Annotated in this window: 16 protein-coding genes; 10 read left to right on the top strand and 6 right to left on the bottom strand. The window is 70.5% G+C overall.

Features of this window, described 5'->3' with window-relative positions:
• Positions 1 to 131: 131 nt before the first annotated feature.
• On the bottom strand, positions 132 to 1,514 hold the full coding sequence (locus OG985_RS27590; protein WP_371671029.1) for a peptidoglycan recognition protein: 1,383 nt from the start codon (positions 1,512 to 1,514) through the stop codon (positions 132 to 134).
• 129 nt (positions 1,515 to 1,643) lie between these two features.
• On the opposite strand from OG985_RS27590, the gene OG985_RS27585 reads away from it, so the two are divergent.
• The 4 genes from OG985_RS27585 (at position 1,644) to OG985_RS27570 (ending at position 7,605) form a co-directional block, all read left to right on the top strand.
• Complete coding sequence (locus OG985_RS27585; protein WP_371671028.1) at positions 1,644 to 2,399, top strand: TIGR03089 family protein; 756 nt, start codon at positions 1,644 to 1,646, stop codon at positions 2,397 to 2,399.
• Positions 2,400 to 2,519: 120 nt separating this feature from the next.
• On the top strand, positions 2,520 to 3,866 hold the full coding sequence (locus tag OG985_RS27580; protein WP_371671027.1) for an LCP family protein: 1,347 nt from the start codon (positions 2,520 to 2,522) through the stop codon (positions 3,864 to 3,866).
• A 230-nt stretch (positions 3,867 to 4,096) separates the two neighbouring features.
• Positions 4,097 to 5,845: an LCP family protein gene (locus tag OG985_RS27575; RefSeq protein WP_371671026.1), complete on the top strand. Its 1,749-nt coding sequence runs from the start codon at positions 4,097 to 4,099 to the stop codon at positions 5,843 to 5,845.
• Between the two features lie 116 nt (positions 5,846 to 5,961).
• On the top strand, positions 5,962 to 7,605 hold the full coding sequence (locus tag OG985_RS27570) for an LCP family protein (RefSeq protein WP_371671025.1): 1,644 nt from the start codon (positions 5,962 to 5,964) through the stop codon (positions 7,603 to 7,605).
• A gap of 30 nt (positions 7,606 to 7,635) precedes the next feature.
• On the opposite strand, the gene OG985_RS27565 is transcribed toward OG985_RS27570, so the two are convergent.
• Complete coding sequence (locus OG985_RS27565) at positions 7,636 to 8,664, bottom strand: glycosyltransferase family 2 protein (RefSeq protein WP_371671024.1); 1,029 nt, start codon at positions 8,662 to 8,664, stop codon at positions 7,636 to 7,638.
• 127 nt (positions 8,665 to 8,791) lie between these two features.
• Between OG985_RS27565 and OG985_RS27560 the strand changes: the two genes are divergently transcribed.
• Positions 8,792 to 10,255, top strand: coding sequence for an LCP family protein (locus OG985_RS27560; protein WP_371671023.1), 1,464 nt, complete (start codon positions 8,792 to 8,794; stop codon positions 10,253 to 10,255).
• Positions 10,256 to 10,287: 32 nt separating this feature from the next.
• Here OG985_RS27560 and OG985_RS27555 read toward each other — a convergent pair whose 3' ends face one another.
• Positions 10,288 to 10,845: an acyl-CoA thioesterase gene (locus OG985_RS27555; RefSeq protein WP_371671022.1), complete on the bottom strand. Its 558-nt coding sequence runs from the start codon at positions 10,843 to 10,845 to the stop codon at positions 10,288 to 10,290.
• 119 nt (positions 10,846 to 10,964) lie between these two features.
• Here OG985_RS27555 and OG985_RS27550 point away from each other — a divergent pair, with 119 nt between their 5' ends.
• Positions 10,965 to 12,260: an LCP family protein gene (locus tag OG985_RS27550; protein WP_371671021.1), complete on the top strand. Its 1,296-nt coding sequence runs from the start codon at positions 10,965 to 10,967 to the stop codon at positions 12,258 to 12,260.
• A 204-nt stretch (positions 12,261 to 12,464) separates the two neighbouring features.
• Positions 12,465 to 13,646, top strand: coding sequence for a M48 family metallopeptidase (locus OG985_RS27545; RefSeq protein WP_371671020.1), 1,182 nt, complete (start codon positions 12,465 to 12,467; stop codon positions 13,644 to 13,646).
• 49 nt (positions 13,647 to 13,695) lie between these two features.
• Here the strand turns inward: OG985_RS27545 and OG985_RS27540 are convergent, their stop codons facing one another.
• Together OG985_RS27540 and OG985_RS27535 are read right to left on the bottom strand one after the other, a co-directional pair.
• Positions 13,696 to 14,061: a four-helix bundle copper-binding protein gene (locus OG985_RS27540; protein ID WP_371671019.1), complete on the bottom strand. Its 366-nt coding sequence runs from the start codon at positions 14,059 to 14,061 to the stop codon at positions 13,696 to 13,698.
• A gap of 243 nt (positions 14,062 to 14,304) precedes the next feature.
• Positions 14,305 to 15,462 (bottom strand): acyl-CoA dehydrogenase family protein, encoded by a 1,158-nt coding sequence (locus tag OG985_RS27535; protein ID WP_371671018.1) that lies wholly within the window; start codon positions 15,460 to 15,462, stop codon positions 14,305 to 14,307.
• 190 nt (positions 15,463 to 15,652) lie between these two features.
• Here OG985_RS27535 and OG985_RS27530 point away from each other — a divergent pair, with 190 nt between their 5' ends.
• Positions 15,653 to 16,996 carry a UDP-glucose/GDP-mannose dehydrogenase family protein gene (locus tag OG985_RS27530; RefSeq protein ID WP_371671017.1) on the top strand — a complete coding sequence of 448 codons (1,344 nt, stop codon included), beginning with the start codon at positions 15,653 to 15,655 and terminating at the stop codon, positions 16,994 to 16,996.
• Between the two features lie 127 nt (positions 16,997 to 17,123).
• Here OG985_RS27530 and OG985_RS27525 read toward each other — a convergent pair whose 3' ends face one another.
• Positions 17,124 to 17,624, bottom strand: a complete 501-nt coding sequence (locus tag OG985_RS27525; protein WP_371671016.1) for a CGNR zinc finger domain-containing protein — start codon at positions 17,622 to 17,624, stop codon at positions 17,124 to 17,126.
• Positions 17,625 to 17,760: 136 nt separating this feature from the next.
• Between OG985_RS27525 and OG985_RS27520 the strand changes: the two genes are divergently transcribed.
• Together OG985_RS27520 and OG985_RS27515 are read left to right on the top strand one after the other, a co-directional pair.
• Positions 17,761 to 18,120, top strand: coding sequence for a VOC family protein (locus OG985_RS27520; protein ID WP_371671015.1), 360 nt, complete (start codon positions 17,761 to 17,763; stop codon positions 18,118 to 18,120).
• 17 nt (positions 18,121 to 18,137) lie between these two features.
• Positions 18,138 to 18,530, top strand: a complete 393-nt coding sequence (locus OG985_RS27515; RefSeq protein WP_371671014.1) for a VOC family protein — start codon at positions 18,138 to 18,140, stop codon at positions 18,528 to 18,530.
• The last annotated feature ends 16 nt before the right edge of the window (positions 18,531 to 18,546 follow it).

The following is an 18,546-nucleotide window of genomic DNA, read 5'->3' as shown; positions in this document are numbered from 1 at the left end:
GAACCTCGTGTGGTGCCTTCGACGGCAGTGCGGCGACCCGCCCCTTGCCCCCCGACGGCGGTGAACGCTCCCCCGGCCGTTCACCTGAACCGGACCGGACAGCGTTGTCCCGTCCGGTTCCGTCCGCCCGCCTAGCGCCCCTGGTAGCGGGCCGAGGTCGAGCGGGCCGTGCCGAGCTTGCGGTAGAGCTGCCGGCCGGGGCACTCCGTGGAGAAGCCGTCCCGATGGCCGGAGATCACATTCAGTCGTACGTTCTTACCTTTTCGGTAGAGATTGCCACCGCCGGACTTCAAATATGTCTTCCCCTGCGGATTGGCCCCCCACAGGCCGAGTTTCCACGCGGTGAGCCGGGCGACGGCCGTGACGGCGGCGGCGGGCGGCTTGGCGGAACCGAACGTGCCGATCACGGCGATCCCCATGCTGTTGCTGTTGAAGCCGAGCGTGTGCGCGCCGAGGACCGGCTTCGCCACGCCGCCCGCGCGCCCCTCGTAGACGGTGCCGCACTTGTCGACGAGGAAGTTGTAGCCCACGTCGCGCCAGCCCATGCTCCTGACGTGGTAGCGGTAGATACCACGGATGACGGAGGGGACCTGTGAGCAGCGGTATCCGTTGCCGGATGCCGTGTGGTGCACGAAGGCCGCCTTGACCTTCTTCGTGTAGACGAAGCCCCGCTCGCGCAGCTTCTCGTTCGCGCCCCAGCCGCGCCGGGTGACGATCCGCGGCCGCGGTCCGATGTACGGCTTCGCCCGCTGCTGTTCGGTCAGTTCACCGGCGCGCAGGGCGAACAGCTCCTGCTCGGTCTCGCGCTCGTCCAGCGCGGGGATCTCGGTGGTGCCGAGCGGGGCGAGGTCGACGTTGGCGGCGGAGGCGGAGAGCGACTCGGCCGTCTCCAGGTCCAGCGTGCCGGTGCGGGAGGCGTCCACCGGGGCGTGCTGCGCCGGCGCCTCGTCGCCGGGGTCGACGAGTTCGAGACGCAGGCCCGAGGGAAGGGGGGAAGTCGCCGCCAGGGTTCGGGTGCCACGGCCGGTCTCCTCGGTGCGGCGTTCGTCGGCCGCCCGCACGCGCACCTCGACGCCGTCCGAGTCGCCCACCCACAGCGGTGCGGTGGCGCCGCGGACCCGGCCGGAGGAGCGCTCGGCCGTGTCCGGGTCGGCGGCGTGTTCGGTGTTGTGCGTCTCGACGTCCTGCCAGCCGGACCAGGCGTCGGTTCCGGCCGCGCGGGTGCGGACCTGGACGCGGCCGTGCAGTTCGGTGTCCGGGTTGTCCCAGATGACGCCGACCATCGAGAAGTGGCGCACGTCCTGGCGGAACAGGCCCTGTGCGGTGGCCGCGCCGAGGGAGCGGTCGTGGGTGAGGGGGGCGAGGGGCAGCGACTGGGTGCTGCCGGGGATACCGGCGACATGCGGCTCGGCCGCCCGTCCGGCCGTCGGGACCGCTCCCGCGGCCGGGACCGACGGAAGGGCGAGAACGGCCGCGCAGGTGACGCCGATCGAGGAAGCAAGGAATCCACGCATGCCCCTGATCTTGGACATAGTCATACATTTCTGTCCATCGGGGAATTGACGGGCCGTTGGCTGTCGTTCCGCCGAACCGGTGGCCCCGGGGTTGGGTGCTCGGCCGCCCGCCCGCGTACGCTTCTGCGGGTGAACGCCACCGATCGCACCCCCGCCGACCTGCTGCGTTCCGCGCTCGCCGCGGACCCCGGACGCCCCCTGGTGACCTTCTACGACGATGCCACGGGCGAACGCGTCGAACTGTCCGTGGCCACCTTCGCCAATTGGGTGGCCAAGACCTCCAACCTCCTCCAGGGCGACCTGGGCGCGGAGCCCGGCGACCGGGTCGCGCTGCTGCTGCCCGCGCACTGGCAGACGGCGGTGTGGCTGCTGGCGTGTTCCTCGGTGGGCGTGATCGCGGACGTGGCGGGAGATCCGGCGGCGGCCGACATCGTGGTGAGCGGGCCGGACACGCTGGAGGCGGCACGGGCGTGCGGCGGGGAGCGGATCGCGCTCGCCCTGCGGCCGCTCGGCGGGCGGTTCCCGCAGCCGCCGGCCGGCTTCGCCGACTACGCCGTCGAGGTGCCGGGCCAGGGTGACCGGTTCGCGCCGTACGCGCCGGTCGACCCGGAGGAGCCCGCGCTGATCGTGGCCGGGCGCGAGTTCAGCGGCGCGGAGGTCGTCGAGCGGGCCGGGGCGGAGGCGACCGCGCTGGGACTGACGGGACCCGGGTCCAGGCTGCTGTCCGGGCTGCCGTACGACAGCTGGGGCGGGCTCTGCGCCGGGCTGTACGCGCCGCTCGCCACCGGGGGGTCGGTGGTGCTGTGCCGGCATCTGGAGCAGGTGGGCGAGGAGACGCTGGCCAAGCGCATCGAGAGCGAGCGGGTGACCGCGACGGCCAGGTAGCAGCCCCGGCGGGTCCCCCGTTCGGCCCAGTTCCACCCACCCCCCGCACCGCGTTCGCGCCATGGTCGTAGGAGCAACACGCCCGAGACGCTCACACGCCATGAGGGGTGGGATCCAGACGTGACCGACACCGAGGGCACCGCCTCCGGACGCCGGGGCACTGAAGGGACCTTCGGGCCGGGGGCCGGGGCGTCCGCGAGCGGGCGGGGGCTGATACGCCGGCGTCGGCGACGGTGGGTGCGGTGGACCGGGCTCGGCGTGGCCGTACTGGTCACGGCGGCCGTGGCGGGCGGCTGGGCGGTGTACGCGAAGCTGGACGGGAACATCACCGCGGACGACGCGGCCGCGGACGAGCTCGCGCGGTACGAGAAGGAACGGCCGACCTCGCTCGTCCGGGACGCCCAGAACATCCTGCTGATCGGGTCCGACTCGCGCGCCGGGGACGGCAACGACCGCTACGGGCGGGACTCCGGGACCGAGCGGTCCGACACGACCATCCTGCTGCACCTGTCCGCGGGCCGGCACAGCGCCACCGCCGTCTCGCTCCCCCGCGACCTGATGGTGGACGTGCCCGGTTGCCGGCGCCCGGACGGCACCCGCACCGAGCCGATGTTCGCGATGTTCAACTACGCCTTCCAGGTGGGCGGTTCGGCCTGCACGATCCGGACCGTGGAGAAGCTCACGGACATCCGCGTCGACCACCACATGGTCATCGACTTCCACGGCTTCAAGGACATGGTCGACGCGCTCGACGGCGTCGAGGTGTGCCTGACGGAGCCGATCCGCGACAAGGCCGCCAAACTGCGGCTGCCGGCGGGCCGGGTACTGCTCGACGGCGAGCAGGCACTCGGGTACGTCCGGGCCCGCAAGTCCCTCGGCAACGGCAGCGACACCGACCGCATGGACCGTCAGCAGCGGTTTCTCGGCGCACTCGTCAACAAGGTGCAGAGCAATGACGTCCTGCTGAATCCGGTGCGGCTCTATCCCGTGCTGGACGCGGCGACGTCGTCACTGACGACCGACCCGGATCTGGCGAGTCTGCGCGGTCTGTACGAACTCGTGCGCGGCGTGCGCGACATTCCCGCCGAACATGTGCAATTCCTGACGGTGCCGAGGGAGTCGTACGTCTACAACGCCAATCGTGACCAACTCGTGGAACCGGAGGCGCAGAGACTGTTCGAACAGCTGCGCGCGGACGCGCCGGTGGTGGTCACGAAGGGGGCTCCGCCCGATTCCGCGGCAAAAGGCCGCAATTCGGCTGGAGGAACCGAAAAGAACTCGTACGAGAGCCTGAACAAGGGGTCGTACGAGCAATCGTACGACTACGGCGCGTACGAAGGGGACTACCGAGACGGTATGCACCGGGACGCGAAGTCGCCCCCAAAGCGGCCCGGTCAGCCCGCGGCCGACACGTCACCGGCACCCACGTTCCGCGGCAACAACGCCGCCGACGACTCCTGCGGGTAAAAGCATAGCCAAGGCAACGAACAAATGTCCAATAAAATGGGCGAATTGCCCGGGTGTAGGGACGTGGAATTTGTCACTGGCGTCCCTGAACGTTGAACTGGGCGGATAGTGTGAGCGATCCGGTGCACCCGGCCGCAAGGACCGACCTGGGGTCGTGCACTCTCTGACCGAGATCCGAGCGCCTAGGGGGGACAGGCGCCGCGTGGCCCCGACGGAGGATTCAGACAACCGTGGACGCGCAAGGCCGTGGGCGGGCGGACGACATCGACCCCGCAGACCAGTGGGTAATCAACCCGAACACCGGCGAATACGAACTGCGACTGGCTCCTTCCGCACCGCAACCGGCGGTGCCCGGGCCACGGAGGGCGGCCAGACCTGCCCCCGCCGGGGTCGGTGCCGGCGCTCGCGGCCGCACGGCCGCACCGGGGCGCGACACCGAGGCGGTTCCCGGACGTGAGGTGCCGCCGCAGCGCCGGCGGCGCGGTGCGCCCGAGGAGCCGCTGCCGGGCCGGCGCGGACGCCGGCCGGTGCAGAAGAAGTCGAAGGCCAAGAAGGCGCTGCTGTGGACCGGCGGCATCATGGCCTTCGTGCTGGTGGGTACCGCCGGAGCGGCGTACCTCTACCTGGAGCACCTCAACGGCAACATCCAGTCCGTGTCCGACGACGGCGCGAGCACCGGTGGCTTCAGCAAGGACAAGGCGATCAACCTCCTGCTGATCGGCACCGACAAGCGCACCGGCTCGGGCAACAAGGGCTACGGCGACTCCGGCAGCGTGGGGCACGCCGACACCACGATCCTGCTGCACGTCTCCAAGGACCGCACGAACGCGACCGCGCTCAGCATCCCGCGCGACCTGATCGTGAACGTCCCCGACTGCGAGACCACGCAGGAGGACGGCAGCAAGAAGGTCATCGGCGGCACCGAGAACGTCCGCTTCAACACCAGCCTCGGCCAGGACGACCGTACGCCCAGTTGCACCATGCGTACGGTGACGGAGCTGACCGGGATCACCCCGGACAACTTCATCGTGGCCGACTTCAACGCGGTCAAGACGCTCACCTCGGCGGTGGGCGGCGTCGAGGTGTGCCTGGCCAAGGACATCGACGACCCGGACTCGCACCTGAAGCTGTCCAAGGGCACGCACAACATCGAGGGTGAGCAGGCGCTGGCCTTCGTACGCACCCGGCACTCGGTGGGCTTCGGCGGAGACCTGAGCCGGATCCAGATCCAGCAGCAGTTCCTCAGCTCGCTCATGCGCAAGCTGAAGTCGAACGACACCCTCACCAGCCCCACGAAGATGATCAAGCTGGCGGAGGCCGGCACGAAGGCGCTGACCGTCGACTCCCAGCTGGACAGCATCGGCAAGCTGAAGGACCTGGGGCTGGAGCTGGGCAAGCTCGACACCAAGAACCTGTCCTTCACCACGGTGCCGGTGCTCGACAACCCGGCCGAGAAGGTCAAGGCCACGGTCGTCGTCAACGAGGCCAAGGCCCCCGCCCTGTTCGAGACGATCAAGGACGATGTGTCCCTGACCGCGGTGAAGGCGCAGAAGAAGAAGGAGAAGGCCGCGATCGCGGCCCGGCTCAAGGGCACCAAGTCCGACGCCTCCGAGGTGCGGGTGCGCATCCTCAACGGCGGTGCCGCGGCCGGCAGCGCGCAGGAGACCCTGGCCTGGCTGCAGAACGACGAGGGCGTGACCAAGTCGGAGAACGCGGGCAACGCGGAGGCGGCCCTGTCGAAGACGCGGCTCGAGTACGCTCCCGACCAGGCGGACCAGGCACGGCGGCTCGCCGCCATCCTGGGGCTGTCCGGCTCCGCGATGAAGGCGGGCGAGAGCGTGACCAACTCCCAGGGCCTGCCGACGATGACACTGACCCTGGGCAAGGACTTCAAGGGCGCCGGCGTGAAGCTCAACGCCACGTCGGACGCGCCGGACGTGGACAAGTCCACGGCTGACGAGGTCAAGTGCGCCAGTTGAGTTCGTGATGTGACCTGACGGGCCTGCCGTACGTCTAAGAGAACGTACGGCAGGCCTGTTCCATGGGCGCGAGGTCATGTCTTCGGACGCGACCAGGGGTGGGGAGGACGGGGAAAGTGACGCAGAACAGTGTGCAGGGGGAAGGGACGCGCCAAGGCGTTCGGCACGGTCGAGAACCCGTACGGCGAAGCGGCGGCGCGGGTGGTGAGGGCGGGGGCGACGGCAGGCACGGCAGACGCCGGGTGGCGCCGCGCCGTAAACACCGGGTCCTCAGATGGTCCGCGTCGACACTGGCCGTCCTGATACTCGGCACGGCCGGCGCCGGATACCTCTACTACCAGCACCTGAACAGCAACATCGAGAAGGGCCAGCGCAGCAGCGGCGACTCCAAGGCCCGCAAGACGGGCGCGAACGCCGCCGGGCAGACCCCCGTCAACATCCTGCTGATCGGCTCCGACAGCCGCGCCTCCGACGCGAACGTGGCGCTGGGCGGCGGCAAGAACGACCGGAACAGCCCGCCGTTGGGCGACGTACAGATGCTCATCCATCTGTCCGCGGACCGCAAGAGCGCCGCCGTGGTGAGCATTCCGCGCGACACCCGGGTCGACATCCCGAAGTGCACGGACCCGAAGACGGGCGACACGTATCCGGCGACCAACCGGATCATCAACGAGTCGCTGGGCCGCGGCGGCGCCGGCTGCACGCTGGCCACCTGGGAGAACCTCACCGGGGTCTACATCGACCACTGGATGACGATCGACTTCGCCGGCGTGGTGAGCATGGCGGACGCGATCGGCGGGGTCGAGGTCTGCGTCAACCAGAACGTGTGGGACCGCCCGCTGCCCGGCGTGTCCGGCGGCTCCGGTCTGAAGCTGACGAAGGGCTCGAAGAAGGTCCAGGGCAAGCAGGCCCTGCAGTGGCTGCGCACCCGGCACGCCTGGGGCAGCGACCTGTTGCGGGCCAGGGCCCAGCACATGTACATGAACTCGATGATCCGCACGCTGAAGAGCCAGAACGTCTTCACCGACACCGGCCGGCTGATGAACCTGGCCGAGTCGGCCACGAAGTCCCTGACGGTCTCCGAGGAGATCGGCACGGTCAAGAAGCTCTTCGACCTGGGCATGCAGCTGAAGACGGTGCCGACGGACCGCATCACGATGACGACCATGCCGGTCGTCGAGGACAGCGAGAACATCAACCACGTGGTGCCGGACGGAGCCAACGCCGAGAAGGTGTGGGAGATGCTCCGCGACGACGTGTCCTTCGACGACAAGGGCAAGGCCTCGGACGCGAAGGACGCGAAGGGCTCGGACAAGGAGAAGGTGTCCGAGGACCCGGCCGCGGCGGACGGCGAGATCGGCGTGGCGGTGCGGAACGCCACCGCCACCTCCACGCTCGGCCCGGTCTCCGGCCGCGCGAGGGAGCTCGCCCAGCGGCTGGCGGAGAAGGGCTTCACGAGGGCGGCGACGGACACCACGGCCGGGCTGTCCGAGGACGAAACCGTCGTCCGCTACCCGAGCGCCGAGTTGGAGGGCGACGCCCAGGCGGTCGCCAAGTCGCTGAAGATTCCGCTGAGTTCGGTGAAGAAGTCGACCGACGTCTCCGGGGTCACGCTCGTCGTGGGAGCCGACTGGCGCACCGGGACGACGTACCCGAAGCAGGCGGCGCCCGAGGCGGGCGACCTGCCCAGCAACGCCGACGCCATCAACGGCGCCGAGAAGGACAAGTGCATGGACGTGTACAAGCCCTACCGCTGGTAGCGACCGCCTCGAACGGCCGTCCCGCGGTGCTCAGTTGGAGCTGAGCACCGCGGGGCGCCGGGACGCGATGACCCGCTTCGCCAGTGACCTTGGGCTGGTGAGGAAGCCCCAGCCCCACGACATGTGCATGGTGGCGAGCGCGACGGGTATCTGCAGCCGTGCCCGGAGCGGCAGCCCCTTGCCGGTGAGCGCCGAGCCGGCGGCGATCGCCGCCAGATAGCCGCCCGGGACCACCAGGCCCCAGGGCGTGAGCGCGAGGCCGACCACCAGGCCGGCCGCGATCGCGCACACGGCGGTCGGCGGGGCGAGGTAGCGCAGGTTGATGGAGCCCTCGTGGTAGCGGGCGACGACGTGCCGCCAGCGGCCGTAGTCCTTGTACTGCTTGGCCAGGGCCTTCACGCTCGGCCGCGGCCGGTACGACACCTTCAGCTCCGGCGAGAACCAGATCAGCCCGCCCGCCTCCCGGATGCGGAAGTTGAGTTCCCAGTCCTGGGCGCGGATGAACTCCTCGTTGTAGCCGCCCTGTTGCTCCAGCGCCTCGCGCCGGAACACACCCAGGTAGACCGTCTCGGCCTGCTGGGCCTGGCCGCCGGTGTGGAAGGCGGCGTTGCCGACCCCGATCTTCGAGGTCATGGCGGCGGCGACGGCGTGCTCCCAGTCGGTCTCGCCCTCGGCGTGCATGATGCCGCCGACGTTCTGCGCGCCGGTCTCCTCCAGGAGCCGTACGGCGGTGGTGATGTAGTTCGGCGAGAGCATGCCGTGCCCGTCGACGCGGACGACGACCGGATGGCGGGAGGCCTTGATCGCGGCGTTGAGGGCGGCGGGAGTGCGGCCGGTGGGGTTCGGCACGGTGTGGACGCGCGCGTCTTCTCGTACGAGCTCGGCGGCGATCTCGTCCGTGCGGTCCGTGGACGGACCGAGGGCGATCACGACCTCCAGCTCGCCGTCGTACTGCTGCGCGAGGATCGCTTGGACGGCTCCGCGCAGATGCCGCTCCTCGTTGAGGACGGGCATGATCACAGAAACGGCGGGGAGACGCACGTCGGGCTTGGCGTTCATAGGGGGATCACGTTACCGCGAACGGGGGACACCGGTGCGCGCCGCCCGGAGCGCCGCCCGGGCTGCAGATCGTATGGGCTTACGGTGCTCAGGATCCCACGTACGGCCCTCGCGGAGGTGTTCCCCCATGCCCACGCCGCCCGGCTCTCCCGCCCGACCAGCGCAGCGGCGCCCCAGGCCCGCCGGTGCGCCGCATCCGCCCGTACGGCGGAAAAAGCCCCGCTGGGCCATGCGGGCGGTGACCACGCTGTCCGTCGTGGTGCTCGCCTCGGCCGGCATCGGGCACGCGGTCGTCACCAGCCTCGACGCGGACATCGAACGGGTGGACCCGTTCAAGGACATGAAGAACCGGCCGCAGGCCGGGAACGGCATGAACGTGCTGCTCGTCGGCACCGACGGCCGCGACCGCATCACGGCGCAGGACCGGCGGAAGTACCGGCTCGGCGGCGCCCCCTGCCACTGCACCGACACGATCATGATCGTGCACATCTCGGAGGACCGGGAGCGCGCGAGCGTGGTGAGCCTGCCCCGCGACTCGTACGCCATGACGCCCGCGCACGTCGACCAGGTCACCGGGAAGCAGCACGAGGGTCACCCCATCAAGATCAACGCGGCGTACGCGGAGGGCGGTCCGCAGCTGACCGTGCGCACGGTCGAGGACATGACCCACGTGAAGATCAACCACTACCTGGAGGTCGACTTCACCAGCTTCATGAAGACCGTCGACGTCCTCGACGGCGTTCCGATCTGCACCGCGGAACCGTTGAAGGACACCTACACCGGCCTGGACCTGCCGGCCGGCCGGCACACCCTGCGCGGCGGACAGGCCCTGCAGTACGTCCGCGCGCGGCACGTCGACGGCGCCTCCGACCTCGGCCGTATGCAGCGCCAGCAGCGCTTCCTGGCCGGTCTGATCGAGCGGTCGACCTCCTCCGGCGTGCTGCTGAACCCGATGAGGTTCCGGGACGTCACACAGGCGGTGCTCGGCTCCGTACGGGCCGACAAGGGCTTCGGCACGGACGAACTGCTGGACCTCGGGCGGGCGATGCGGAACTTCTCGCCCTCCTCCTCGGAGTTCACGACGGTGCCGATCGGGCAGATGGGCTTCCTCGTGAAGGGCGTCGGTTCGACGCTGAAGTGGGACCCGGACAAGGCCGGTCGCCTCTTCCGGGCGCTGCGCGAGGACCGGCCCCTGGCCGTGCACCGGCCCAGGAGCCGCGCCGTGCGGGTGGAGGTGGCCCCGCAGCAGATCCGGGTCCAGGTGGAGAACGGGACCCCCACGGAAGGGCTCGGCAAGCGGGTCGACGCGGCGCTGGCGGCGACCGGCTTCCGTACGACACGGGTGCCGACCCGTTCGCCGGACCACACCGCCAGGCGGACGGTCGTCGCCTACGACCCCCGCTGGGACCGTTCGGCGAAGTCGCTGTCGGCGGCGCTGCCGGGCAGCGAGCTGCGGGCGGTGAAGGGCCAGGGAGCCGTACTGAAGGTTGTCGCGGGGACCGACTTCAGGCAGGTGCGGAAGGTCCGGGCGGACGATCCGTCCCAGGGCGAGTTCGGGGTCACCACGGGCGACCAGGTGGGATGCGCGTGAGGGACGGCGGTACGGACGGGGGGCCGCGGGCCTCAGTCCGCGAGGCCCTCGGCGGCGCGCTTCTCCCGTAGCTCCATGATCGCCCGGCGGCGGGCCAGGCGGTGGGTGCGGCGGATCTGGGCCTCCTGGCAGCGGCGCTCGTCCCGCTCGGTCTCCGGGACCACCGGCGGCACCCGGCGCGGCTTGCCGTCGGCGTCGACCGCCGCGAAGACCAGGTAGGCGGAGCCGACCTGGGTGGGCGGGGTGGACTCGTTCCAGCGCTCCGCCAGGACCCTGACGCCGACCTCCATCGAGGTCCGGCCGGTCCAGTTGACCTGGGCCTTCACATGGACGAGGTCGCCGACGCGGACCGGCTCCAGAAACGCCATCTCGTCCATGGACGCGGTGACCGCGGGCCCACCGCTGTGCCGCCCCGCCACCGCGCCGGCCGCGTCGTCGACCAGCTTCATGATCACGCCCCCGTGCACCGTCCCCAGGAGGTTGGTGTCGGCGTGGGTCATGATGTGGCTGAGCGTGGTGCGGGACGCCGAAGTGGGCTTGCCGGGAATGTCCTCGACCGCCGACTGCGCGGCGGAGACCTGGTCTGTCATGGCCCCCACCTTATGCCGAGGCGACATTCGGGGAATTTGTGTCAGGTTGGCAACAGCACTGCCCTGATTTTCCGACGAACCTTGTAAGGCACCCCGCACTGCCCTGCACACTGGGCCCCATGAACGATTGGCCCCAGGGACGGTCCGGCGACAACCGTGACAACCGCTACGGACGCGGCAGCGCGAACGCGCAGCCCGAGAGCGCCCGCGTCATGCGTCAGGTTCGCCGCGGCGACCCCGCGGCGCCGCCCTACGGGGCCGGGGTGCCGCAGCAGCCGACGTACGTCGACGGCCAGGGCCACGGCGGCTACGGCTACGGCGACGGCTCCGGCGACACCTACGACAGCGGCTACAACACGGGCCACGTCTACGGCGCCCCCGGCGGCGGCGGACCCGGCGGACCGGCCGGTCCCGGCGAACGTGGTCCCCGCCCCGCGCCGGACTGGCGCCGGCGCATCAAGTGGACGACGATCACCGTGGTGACGGTGCTGGTCGTGACGACCGTCGGCACCTACTTCTGGGCCGACTCCAAGCTGAAGCGCGAGGTCGACCTCTCGAAGGTCATCGACCGGCCCGACGGGGGCGACGGTACGAACTACCTGATCGTCGGCTCCGACAGCCGCGAGGGCCTGTCCGACGCGGACAAGAAGAACCTGCACACCGGCTCCGCCGGCGGCAAGCGCACCGACTCGATGATGATCCTGCACGTCGGCGGCAACGGCGACACACTGATCTCGCTCCCCCGCGACTCGGACGTGGAGATCCCGACGTACGTCGGCTCGGAGTCCGGCAAGACGTTCAAGGGCAGCGGCCGGCACACGAAGCTGAACGCGGCCTACGCGGAGGACGGCCCGACGCTGCTGGTGCGCGCCGTCGAGTTCAACACCGGGCTGCGCATCGACCACTACGTGGAGATCGGCTTCGCCGGTTTCGCGAGCATCGTGGACGCGGTCGGCGGCGTCGACATCACCATCGACAAGGCCTTCAAGGACAAGTACTCGGGCGCCGACTTCAAGGCGGGCAAGCAGACGCTGAACGGCGAGGAGGCCCTCGCCTTCGTCCGTACCCGGCACGCCTTCGCGGCCTCGGACCTGGAGCGCACGAAGAACCAGCAGAAGTTCCTGGCGGCCCTCGCCCACCAGGTGGCGACCCCGTCGACCGTGCTGAACCCCTTCAAGCTCTACCCGACGATGGGCGCGGGCCTGGACTCCCTGATCGTCGACAAGGACATGGGGCTGTACGACCTGGGGTCCATGTTCTTCGCGATGAAGGGCGTCAACGGCGGCGACGGCACCTCCATGAACATGCCGATCTCGGGCTCCACCGGCGGCAACCTCGTCTGGGACAAGGCGAAGGTCAAGACGCTGGTGAACGAGCTGAACAACGACGAGAAGGTCACGGTGTCGGGCAGCTGACGTGACTCCGGAGGGCCGCCGCCGGTCGCGGCGGCCCTCCCCTGCATCCCTCCCCTCCACCCGGGACGAGCTGAAAGCAGGGCTTTACCGGGAGCCGTCGTCGCTGAGCAGACGACCCAGCCGTGCCCGCGGTGCGGGGCCGAGATCCGGGCGGACAACCGCTTCACCGTCTGGTGTGCCGGCTGTGAGTGGAACGTCGATCCGGTGAGACCCGAGGAACGGCAGGGGCGGCTGGAGCGCGCACGTCGGACACTGGCCCGGCGGCACGGCGAGAAGCTGCTCGCCGAGGTGACCGGCGGAGTGGAACTGCGAGCGCGACGGGACGCCTCCGCCCTCCTCGCCTACACCATCGCAGTCGCCGTGCACGCGCTGACCCTCGTGCTCGCCGCAGCCGGGATCTGGTGGATCGTCCGCGGCTGGGGCGGCATCTCGATGGCGCTCGGTCTGTTTCCGCTCGCGCTGGCATGGGGTCTGCGGCCGCGCCTGCCCCGGCTGCCGAAGGACGAGCCGGTACTGCGCCGCGAGACGGCCCCCGAGCTGTTCGCGCTGATCGACGAGACCGCACTGGTCGCCGGTACCCGCGGGGTGGACACGATCGCGGTCGACGCCGAACTCAACGCGAGCGTGACGACGTACGGACTCCGTGGGCGCCGGCTGCTGACGCTGGGGCTGCCCCTGTGGCAGATCCTCCCGCCGCGGCAGCGAATCGCCCTCCTGGTCCACGAGCTCGGCCACTACGGCAACGGGGACAGCCGCCACGGGCTGGTCGTCGCGACCGCCTGCCGTTCACTGACCGCCTGGCGTTACTACTTCGCCCTCACCCCGAAGCCGAACATCGTCCAACTGGTCGTGAACCTGGCCTGCTTCGTGCCCGGCCTGCTCGTCACCGGCGTCCTGCGGCTGCTCGACCGGCTGACCATGCGCGCCGCCCAGCGCGCCGAGTACCTCGCCGACCGCGTCGCCGCCCGGGCCGCGTCGACCGAGGCGGCCGTCGAACTCATGGACCGGCTGCTGGTCGTGGACTCCGCCGCCACGACGCTGCGGCGCGAGGCCAACCAGGCCGCTCTGCGCGGAGCGCGCCGTACCGGACAGGCCGGCGACCAGGACCGTGGGGAGGGACTGTGGGAGCGGCTCGCCGTGCACATGGCGTCGATCCCGGAGTACGAGTACGAGCGCCTTCGGCGGGTCGGCGCGCTGCGCGGACACAGTGTCGACGCGACTCATCCGCCGACCCATCTGCGGCGTACGGGCCTGCTCACCGGCCCGGTCCACCCCGCGGCCGTGGTGACAGGCGAGGAGCGCGAGGGACGGATCGCCGCGGAGCTCGCCGACGCGCGAAGCAGGACGGCGCGGCAGATCCTGCGCGACGGCTTCCCGGACCGGTGACATGTCGGGGGCACCCTTCCGGGTGCCCCCGACGTCGTTCCGGCGTGGGTCACATCGTGGTGGCGGCGCCCGCCATCGAGCGGCACATGTCCGCGCAACGGCGACACGCCTCGGCACAGCGCATCATCTGCGGGTCGTCCGGCATGGACATACACGCCTCCGCGCACATGTCGCAGGCCCGGGCGCACAACGCGCACATCTCGGTCGCCATGGGCGAGCGGCGCATCATCATGTCCGAGCACATGCGGGTCATCTCGGAGCAGTCCATGAGCGCGCGCATGATCTGCATCTGGGCCTGTCCGCCCATCTGCATGCAGGAGCTCATGGTCTCCTCGCAGACGCTGTGGCAGGACATGCACGCCTCGACGCAGTCCTGCATCTCCTTGCTCATGGTGGCCGTGGTGGGCTGCTGCATGGCTCCTCCAGGGGGTGAGGGGGCTCGGGGGGAGCCCCTTGCCCTACCGTCCTACGCCCGTCGGACCACCTCCGCCACAGGACGGACGGGATCGGAGCCGGCGCTCGCGGCCCACCGCGGCGAAGCGGATGACCTCGACGATCCGCGCGGACGACACCACTGGGGCGACAGAGGTCGCCTGACGCCCTGCGTGACGACAGCCCCCGGCGGCACGCCGGGGGCTGTCGTCACGCGGTGACCCTGTTACGGCAGGTTCCGCGCCATCACGATCCGCTGGACCTGGTTCGTGCCTTCGTAGATCTGGGTGATCTTCGCGTCGCGCATCATCCGCTCGACCGGGTAGTCCCGGGTGTACCCGTACCCGCCGAGCAGCTGGACCGCGTCCGTGGTGACCTCCATCGCCACGTCCGATGCGAAGCACTTCGCGGCCGCGCCCTGGAAGGTGAGGTCACTGTCGCCGCGCTCGGACTTGGCCGCAGCCGCGTATGTCAGCTGGCGGGCCGCCTCCACCTTCATGGCCATGTCGGCGAGCATGAACTGGATGCCCTGGAAGTCGGCGATCGGCTTGCCGAACTGCTTGCGCTCGCGCACATAGCCCTTGGCGTAGTCCAGGGCGCCCTGGGCGACACCGAGGGCTTGGGCGGCGATGGTGATGCGGGTGTGGTCGAGGGTCTTCATCGCCGTCGCGAAGCCCGTGCCCTCCGCGCCGATCATGCGGTCGGCCGGGATGCGGACGTTGTCGAGGTAGACCTCGCGGGTCGGGGAGCCCTTGATGCCGAGCTTCTTCTCGGGGGCGCCGAAGGAGACGCCCTCGTCCGACTTCTCGACGACGAAGGCCGAGATGCCCTTGCTGCGCTTCGAGGGGTCCGTGACCGCCATCACCGTGTAGTACTCGGAGACGCCCGCGTTGGTGATCCAGCGCTTCACGCCGTTGAGGACGTAGTGGTCGCCGTCGCGGACCGCCTTGGTCTTCATGCCGGCCGCGTCGGAGCCCGCGTCGGGCTCGGAGAGGGCGTACGAGAACATCGCGTCGCCCTTCGCGAGCGGCGACAGGTACCTCTTCTTCAGGTCCTCCGAGCCGGAGAGGATCACCGGGAGCGAGCCCAGCTTGTTCACCGCGGGGATCAGGGAGGAGGACACGCAGGCGCGGGCGACCTCCTCGATCACGATCACCGTGGCCAGGGCGTCCGCGCCGGAGCCGCCGTACTCCTCGGGTACGTGGACGGCGTGCAGGTCGGCGGCCACCAGCGCGTCGAGCGCCTCCTGCGGGAAGCGTGCCTCCTCGTCCACCGCGGCGGCGAACGGCGCGATCTTCGCGTCGGCCAGCGCGCGGATGGCCTCGCGGAGCATGTCGTGCTCGTCGGACGGGCGGTACAGGTCGAAGTCAGCCGATCCGGCCAAGGTGTCTCACGCTCCAAAGACGCTGCTGCGCTCACGCTAATTACCGTTAAGTAACCCAAATTTTAGGGGCCCGCCCACGCGAGTGATACGTGAGCTTGGCGACAAGGGAAAAGTTGCCCGTCGTGGGGCTCGGTCATGCCCCTACTAGGATCAGGCACCGCACCGAAAGACGTCCCCCTCTGGAGTATCCATGAGCCTCAAGATCACCGTGATCGGCACCGGCTATCTCGGCGCCACGCACGCCGCCGCCATGGCCGAGCTCGGGTTCGAGGTGCTGGGGCTCGACGTCGTGCCCGAGAAGATCGACATGCTCCAGCAGGGCCGGGTCCCGATGTACGAGCCCGGCCTGGAGGATTTGCTGCGCAAGCACGTCGCCGGCATCGAGGGGTCCAGCGGGCGGCTGCGGTTCACCATGGACTGGGCCGAGGTCGGGGAGTTCGGCGACGTCCACTTCGTCTGCGTGAACACCCCGCAGCGGCACGGCGAGTACGCCTGTGACATGTCCTACGTCGACGCCGCCATCGCCTCGCTCGCGCCCCACCTCAGGGGCCCCGCCCTGGTCGTCGGCAAGTCCACCGTGCCGGTCGGCTCCGCGGACCGGCTGGCCGCCTACCTGGCCGAGCACGCGCCCGCCGGCGAGGACGCCGAGCTGGCCTGGAACCCGGAGTTCCTGCGCGAGGGCTTCGCGGTCGACGACACACTGCACCCGGACCGGATCGTGGTCGGCGTGCGCAGCGAGCGGGCCGAGAAGCTGCTGCGGGAGGTGTACATGACGCCGGTGGGCGAGGGCACGCCGTTCGTCGTCACCGACTTCCCGACCGCCGAGCTGGTGAAGACCTCGGCGAACTCCTTCCTCGCGACCAAGATCTCCTTCATCAACGCCATGGCCGAGGTCTGCGAGGCGGCGGACGGCGACGTGGCCAAGCTCGCCGAGGCGATCGGGTACGACGACCGGATCGGGAAGAAGTTCCTGCGGGCCGGGATCGGGTTCGGCGGTGGCTGTCTGCCGAAGGACATCCGGGCGTTCATGGCGCGCGCCGGTGAGCTGGGCGCCGACCAGGCGCTGACCTTCCTGCGCGAGATCGACTCGATCAACATGCGCCAGCGGGGCCAGATGGTGGAGCTGGCCCGGCAGGTGCTGGGGGGCGGCCCGTTCCTGGGCAAGCGGGTCGCCGTGCTGGGCGCCACCTTCAAGCCCGACTCGGACGACGTCCGGGACTCGCCCGCGCTCAACGTCGCCGGGCAGATCCACCTTCAGGGCGGGCAGGTGACGGTCTACGACCCCAAGGGCATGGACAACGCCCGCCGGCTCTTCCCGACCCTCGCCTACGCCGACTCGGCGGTCGAGGCCGTCCGGGGCGCCGACGTCGTGCTGCACCTGACGGAGTGGCGGGAGTTCCGCGAGCTGGACCCGGCGGCGCTGGGCGAGGTGGCGGCGGCCCGGGTCGTCCTCGACGGCCGCAACGCGCTCGACCCTGAGCTGTGGCGGCGGGCCGGGTGGAGGTACCGGGCGATGGGCCGTCCGACCGCGTAGTCGCGGCGCGCGGCGCGGGCGACGCCGGTTCGGCCGAGGCTCAGTCGGCCGAACCGGCGTCTTGCTGCATTCTGCACCACCCGCGTGACCTGTGCGTGGGGGCCGGACAACTCCCCTTTACAGGCGCCTACTTGGCCCGGTACCGGCGCATCTTGGCGCGCGCGCCGCACACCGCCATGGAGCACCAGCGGCCGCGTCCGGCCGGGCTGCGGTCGTAGTACGCCCAGTGGCAGGTCACGGCCTCGCAGGCCTTCAGCCGGTTCCAGGTGCCCGCGACGAGCGCCTCCGCGACGGCCGCCGCGACCCGGGACAGCAGGGTGCGTCCGTCGGCGGGGCCGAGCCTGGCGGAGCCGTCCCGGGCGTCGACCGCCACCAGGAGCGGGGCCCCGGCCAGCAGCTCGCCCAGCGGGGTCACCTCGCGGTGCGGCGGGTGGCCGGCGTGCGCGAGCAGCACCGCGCGCAGCGACTCGCGCAGCTCGCGAGCCCCCGGCACCTCGTCCTGCGTGAGCCCGAGACGCGCCCGGCCCTCCGCCGTGTCCAGCGAGTCGGCCTCCGACTCGAGGTCCAGCGTGTTGACCAGGGACTCCACCAGCTCCAGGCCCCCCGGCGCCGGCGATCTCTCACTCATGGCTGCACGCTACCTCCAGAATCCCCTTGCGACGTTACCCCCGATAGGGAAGCATGCGGTAACGGTTACTGGTTACCCGCTCCTACAGGTAACCACGACAGGCAAGGCACCAACCGCATCCACGGAGGAGAAGGTCATGGCACTCGCCAAGCTGGGTGACGTCGTCCTGGACTGTCCCGACCCGAGCGCGCTCGCCGGTTTCTACGCCGAGGTGCTGGGCGGCACCGTCGAGCAGCAGGAGGACTGGGTGGACCTGAAGCTGCCCGGCGGACAGACGCTGGCCTTCCAGGCCGCGCCCGGGTACGTACCGCCGAAGTGGCCCGCGCCCGACGCGTCGCAGCAGTTCCACCTCGACCTGACGGTCGACGACCTGGACGCGGCCGAGAAGGGCGTGCTGGCGCTCGGAGCCAAGCCGCTGGACACCGAGGACCGGTCGCGGAGCTTCCGGGTTTACGCGGATCCGGCGGGGCACCCGTTCTGTCTCTGCGCCTCCTGAGCTGGAAGGACACCCCCATGGCAACCGTGGCCCGGCTGCGTTCCGTCGTCGTCGACTGTCCGGACCCGCACGCGCTCGCCGCCTTCTACGCCGAGGTCGGCGGCGGCACGCCCCGGGCCGAGGACGACGACTGGGTCGTTCTGACGATCCCGGACGGGCCACGGCTCGCCTTCCAGCGGGCGCCCGGTCTCACCCCGCCGGAGTGGCCGCGGGCCGACCGGAACGCGCAGCAGTTCCACCTCGACTTCGACGCCGGGTCCACCTGGGAGGAGATGGACGCGGCGCACGAGCGGGTGCTGGCGCTGGGCGCGAAGCCACTGGACCTGACGGACCGGGAGACGAAGGACTTCATGGTGTACGCCGATCCGGCGGGGCACCCGTTCTGCCTGTGCCGGATCGAGCGGGCCTGACCGCCGCTGTACCCGG

The organism is Streptomyces sp. NBC_00289 (assembly GCF_041435115.1).
Classification (GTDB): Bacteria; Actinomycetota; Actinomycetes; order Streptomycetales; family Streptomycetaceae; genus Streptomyces.
This window is presented reverse-complemented; position numbering and strand designations above follow the sequence as displayed.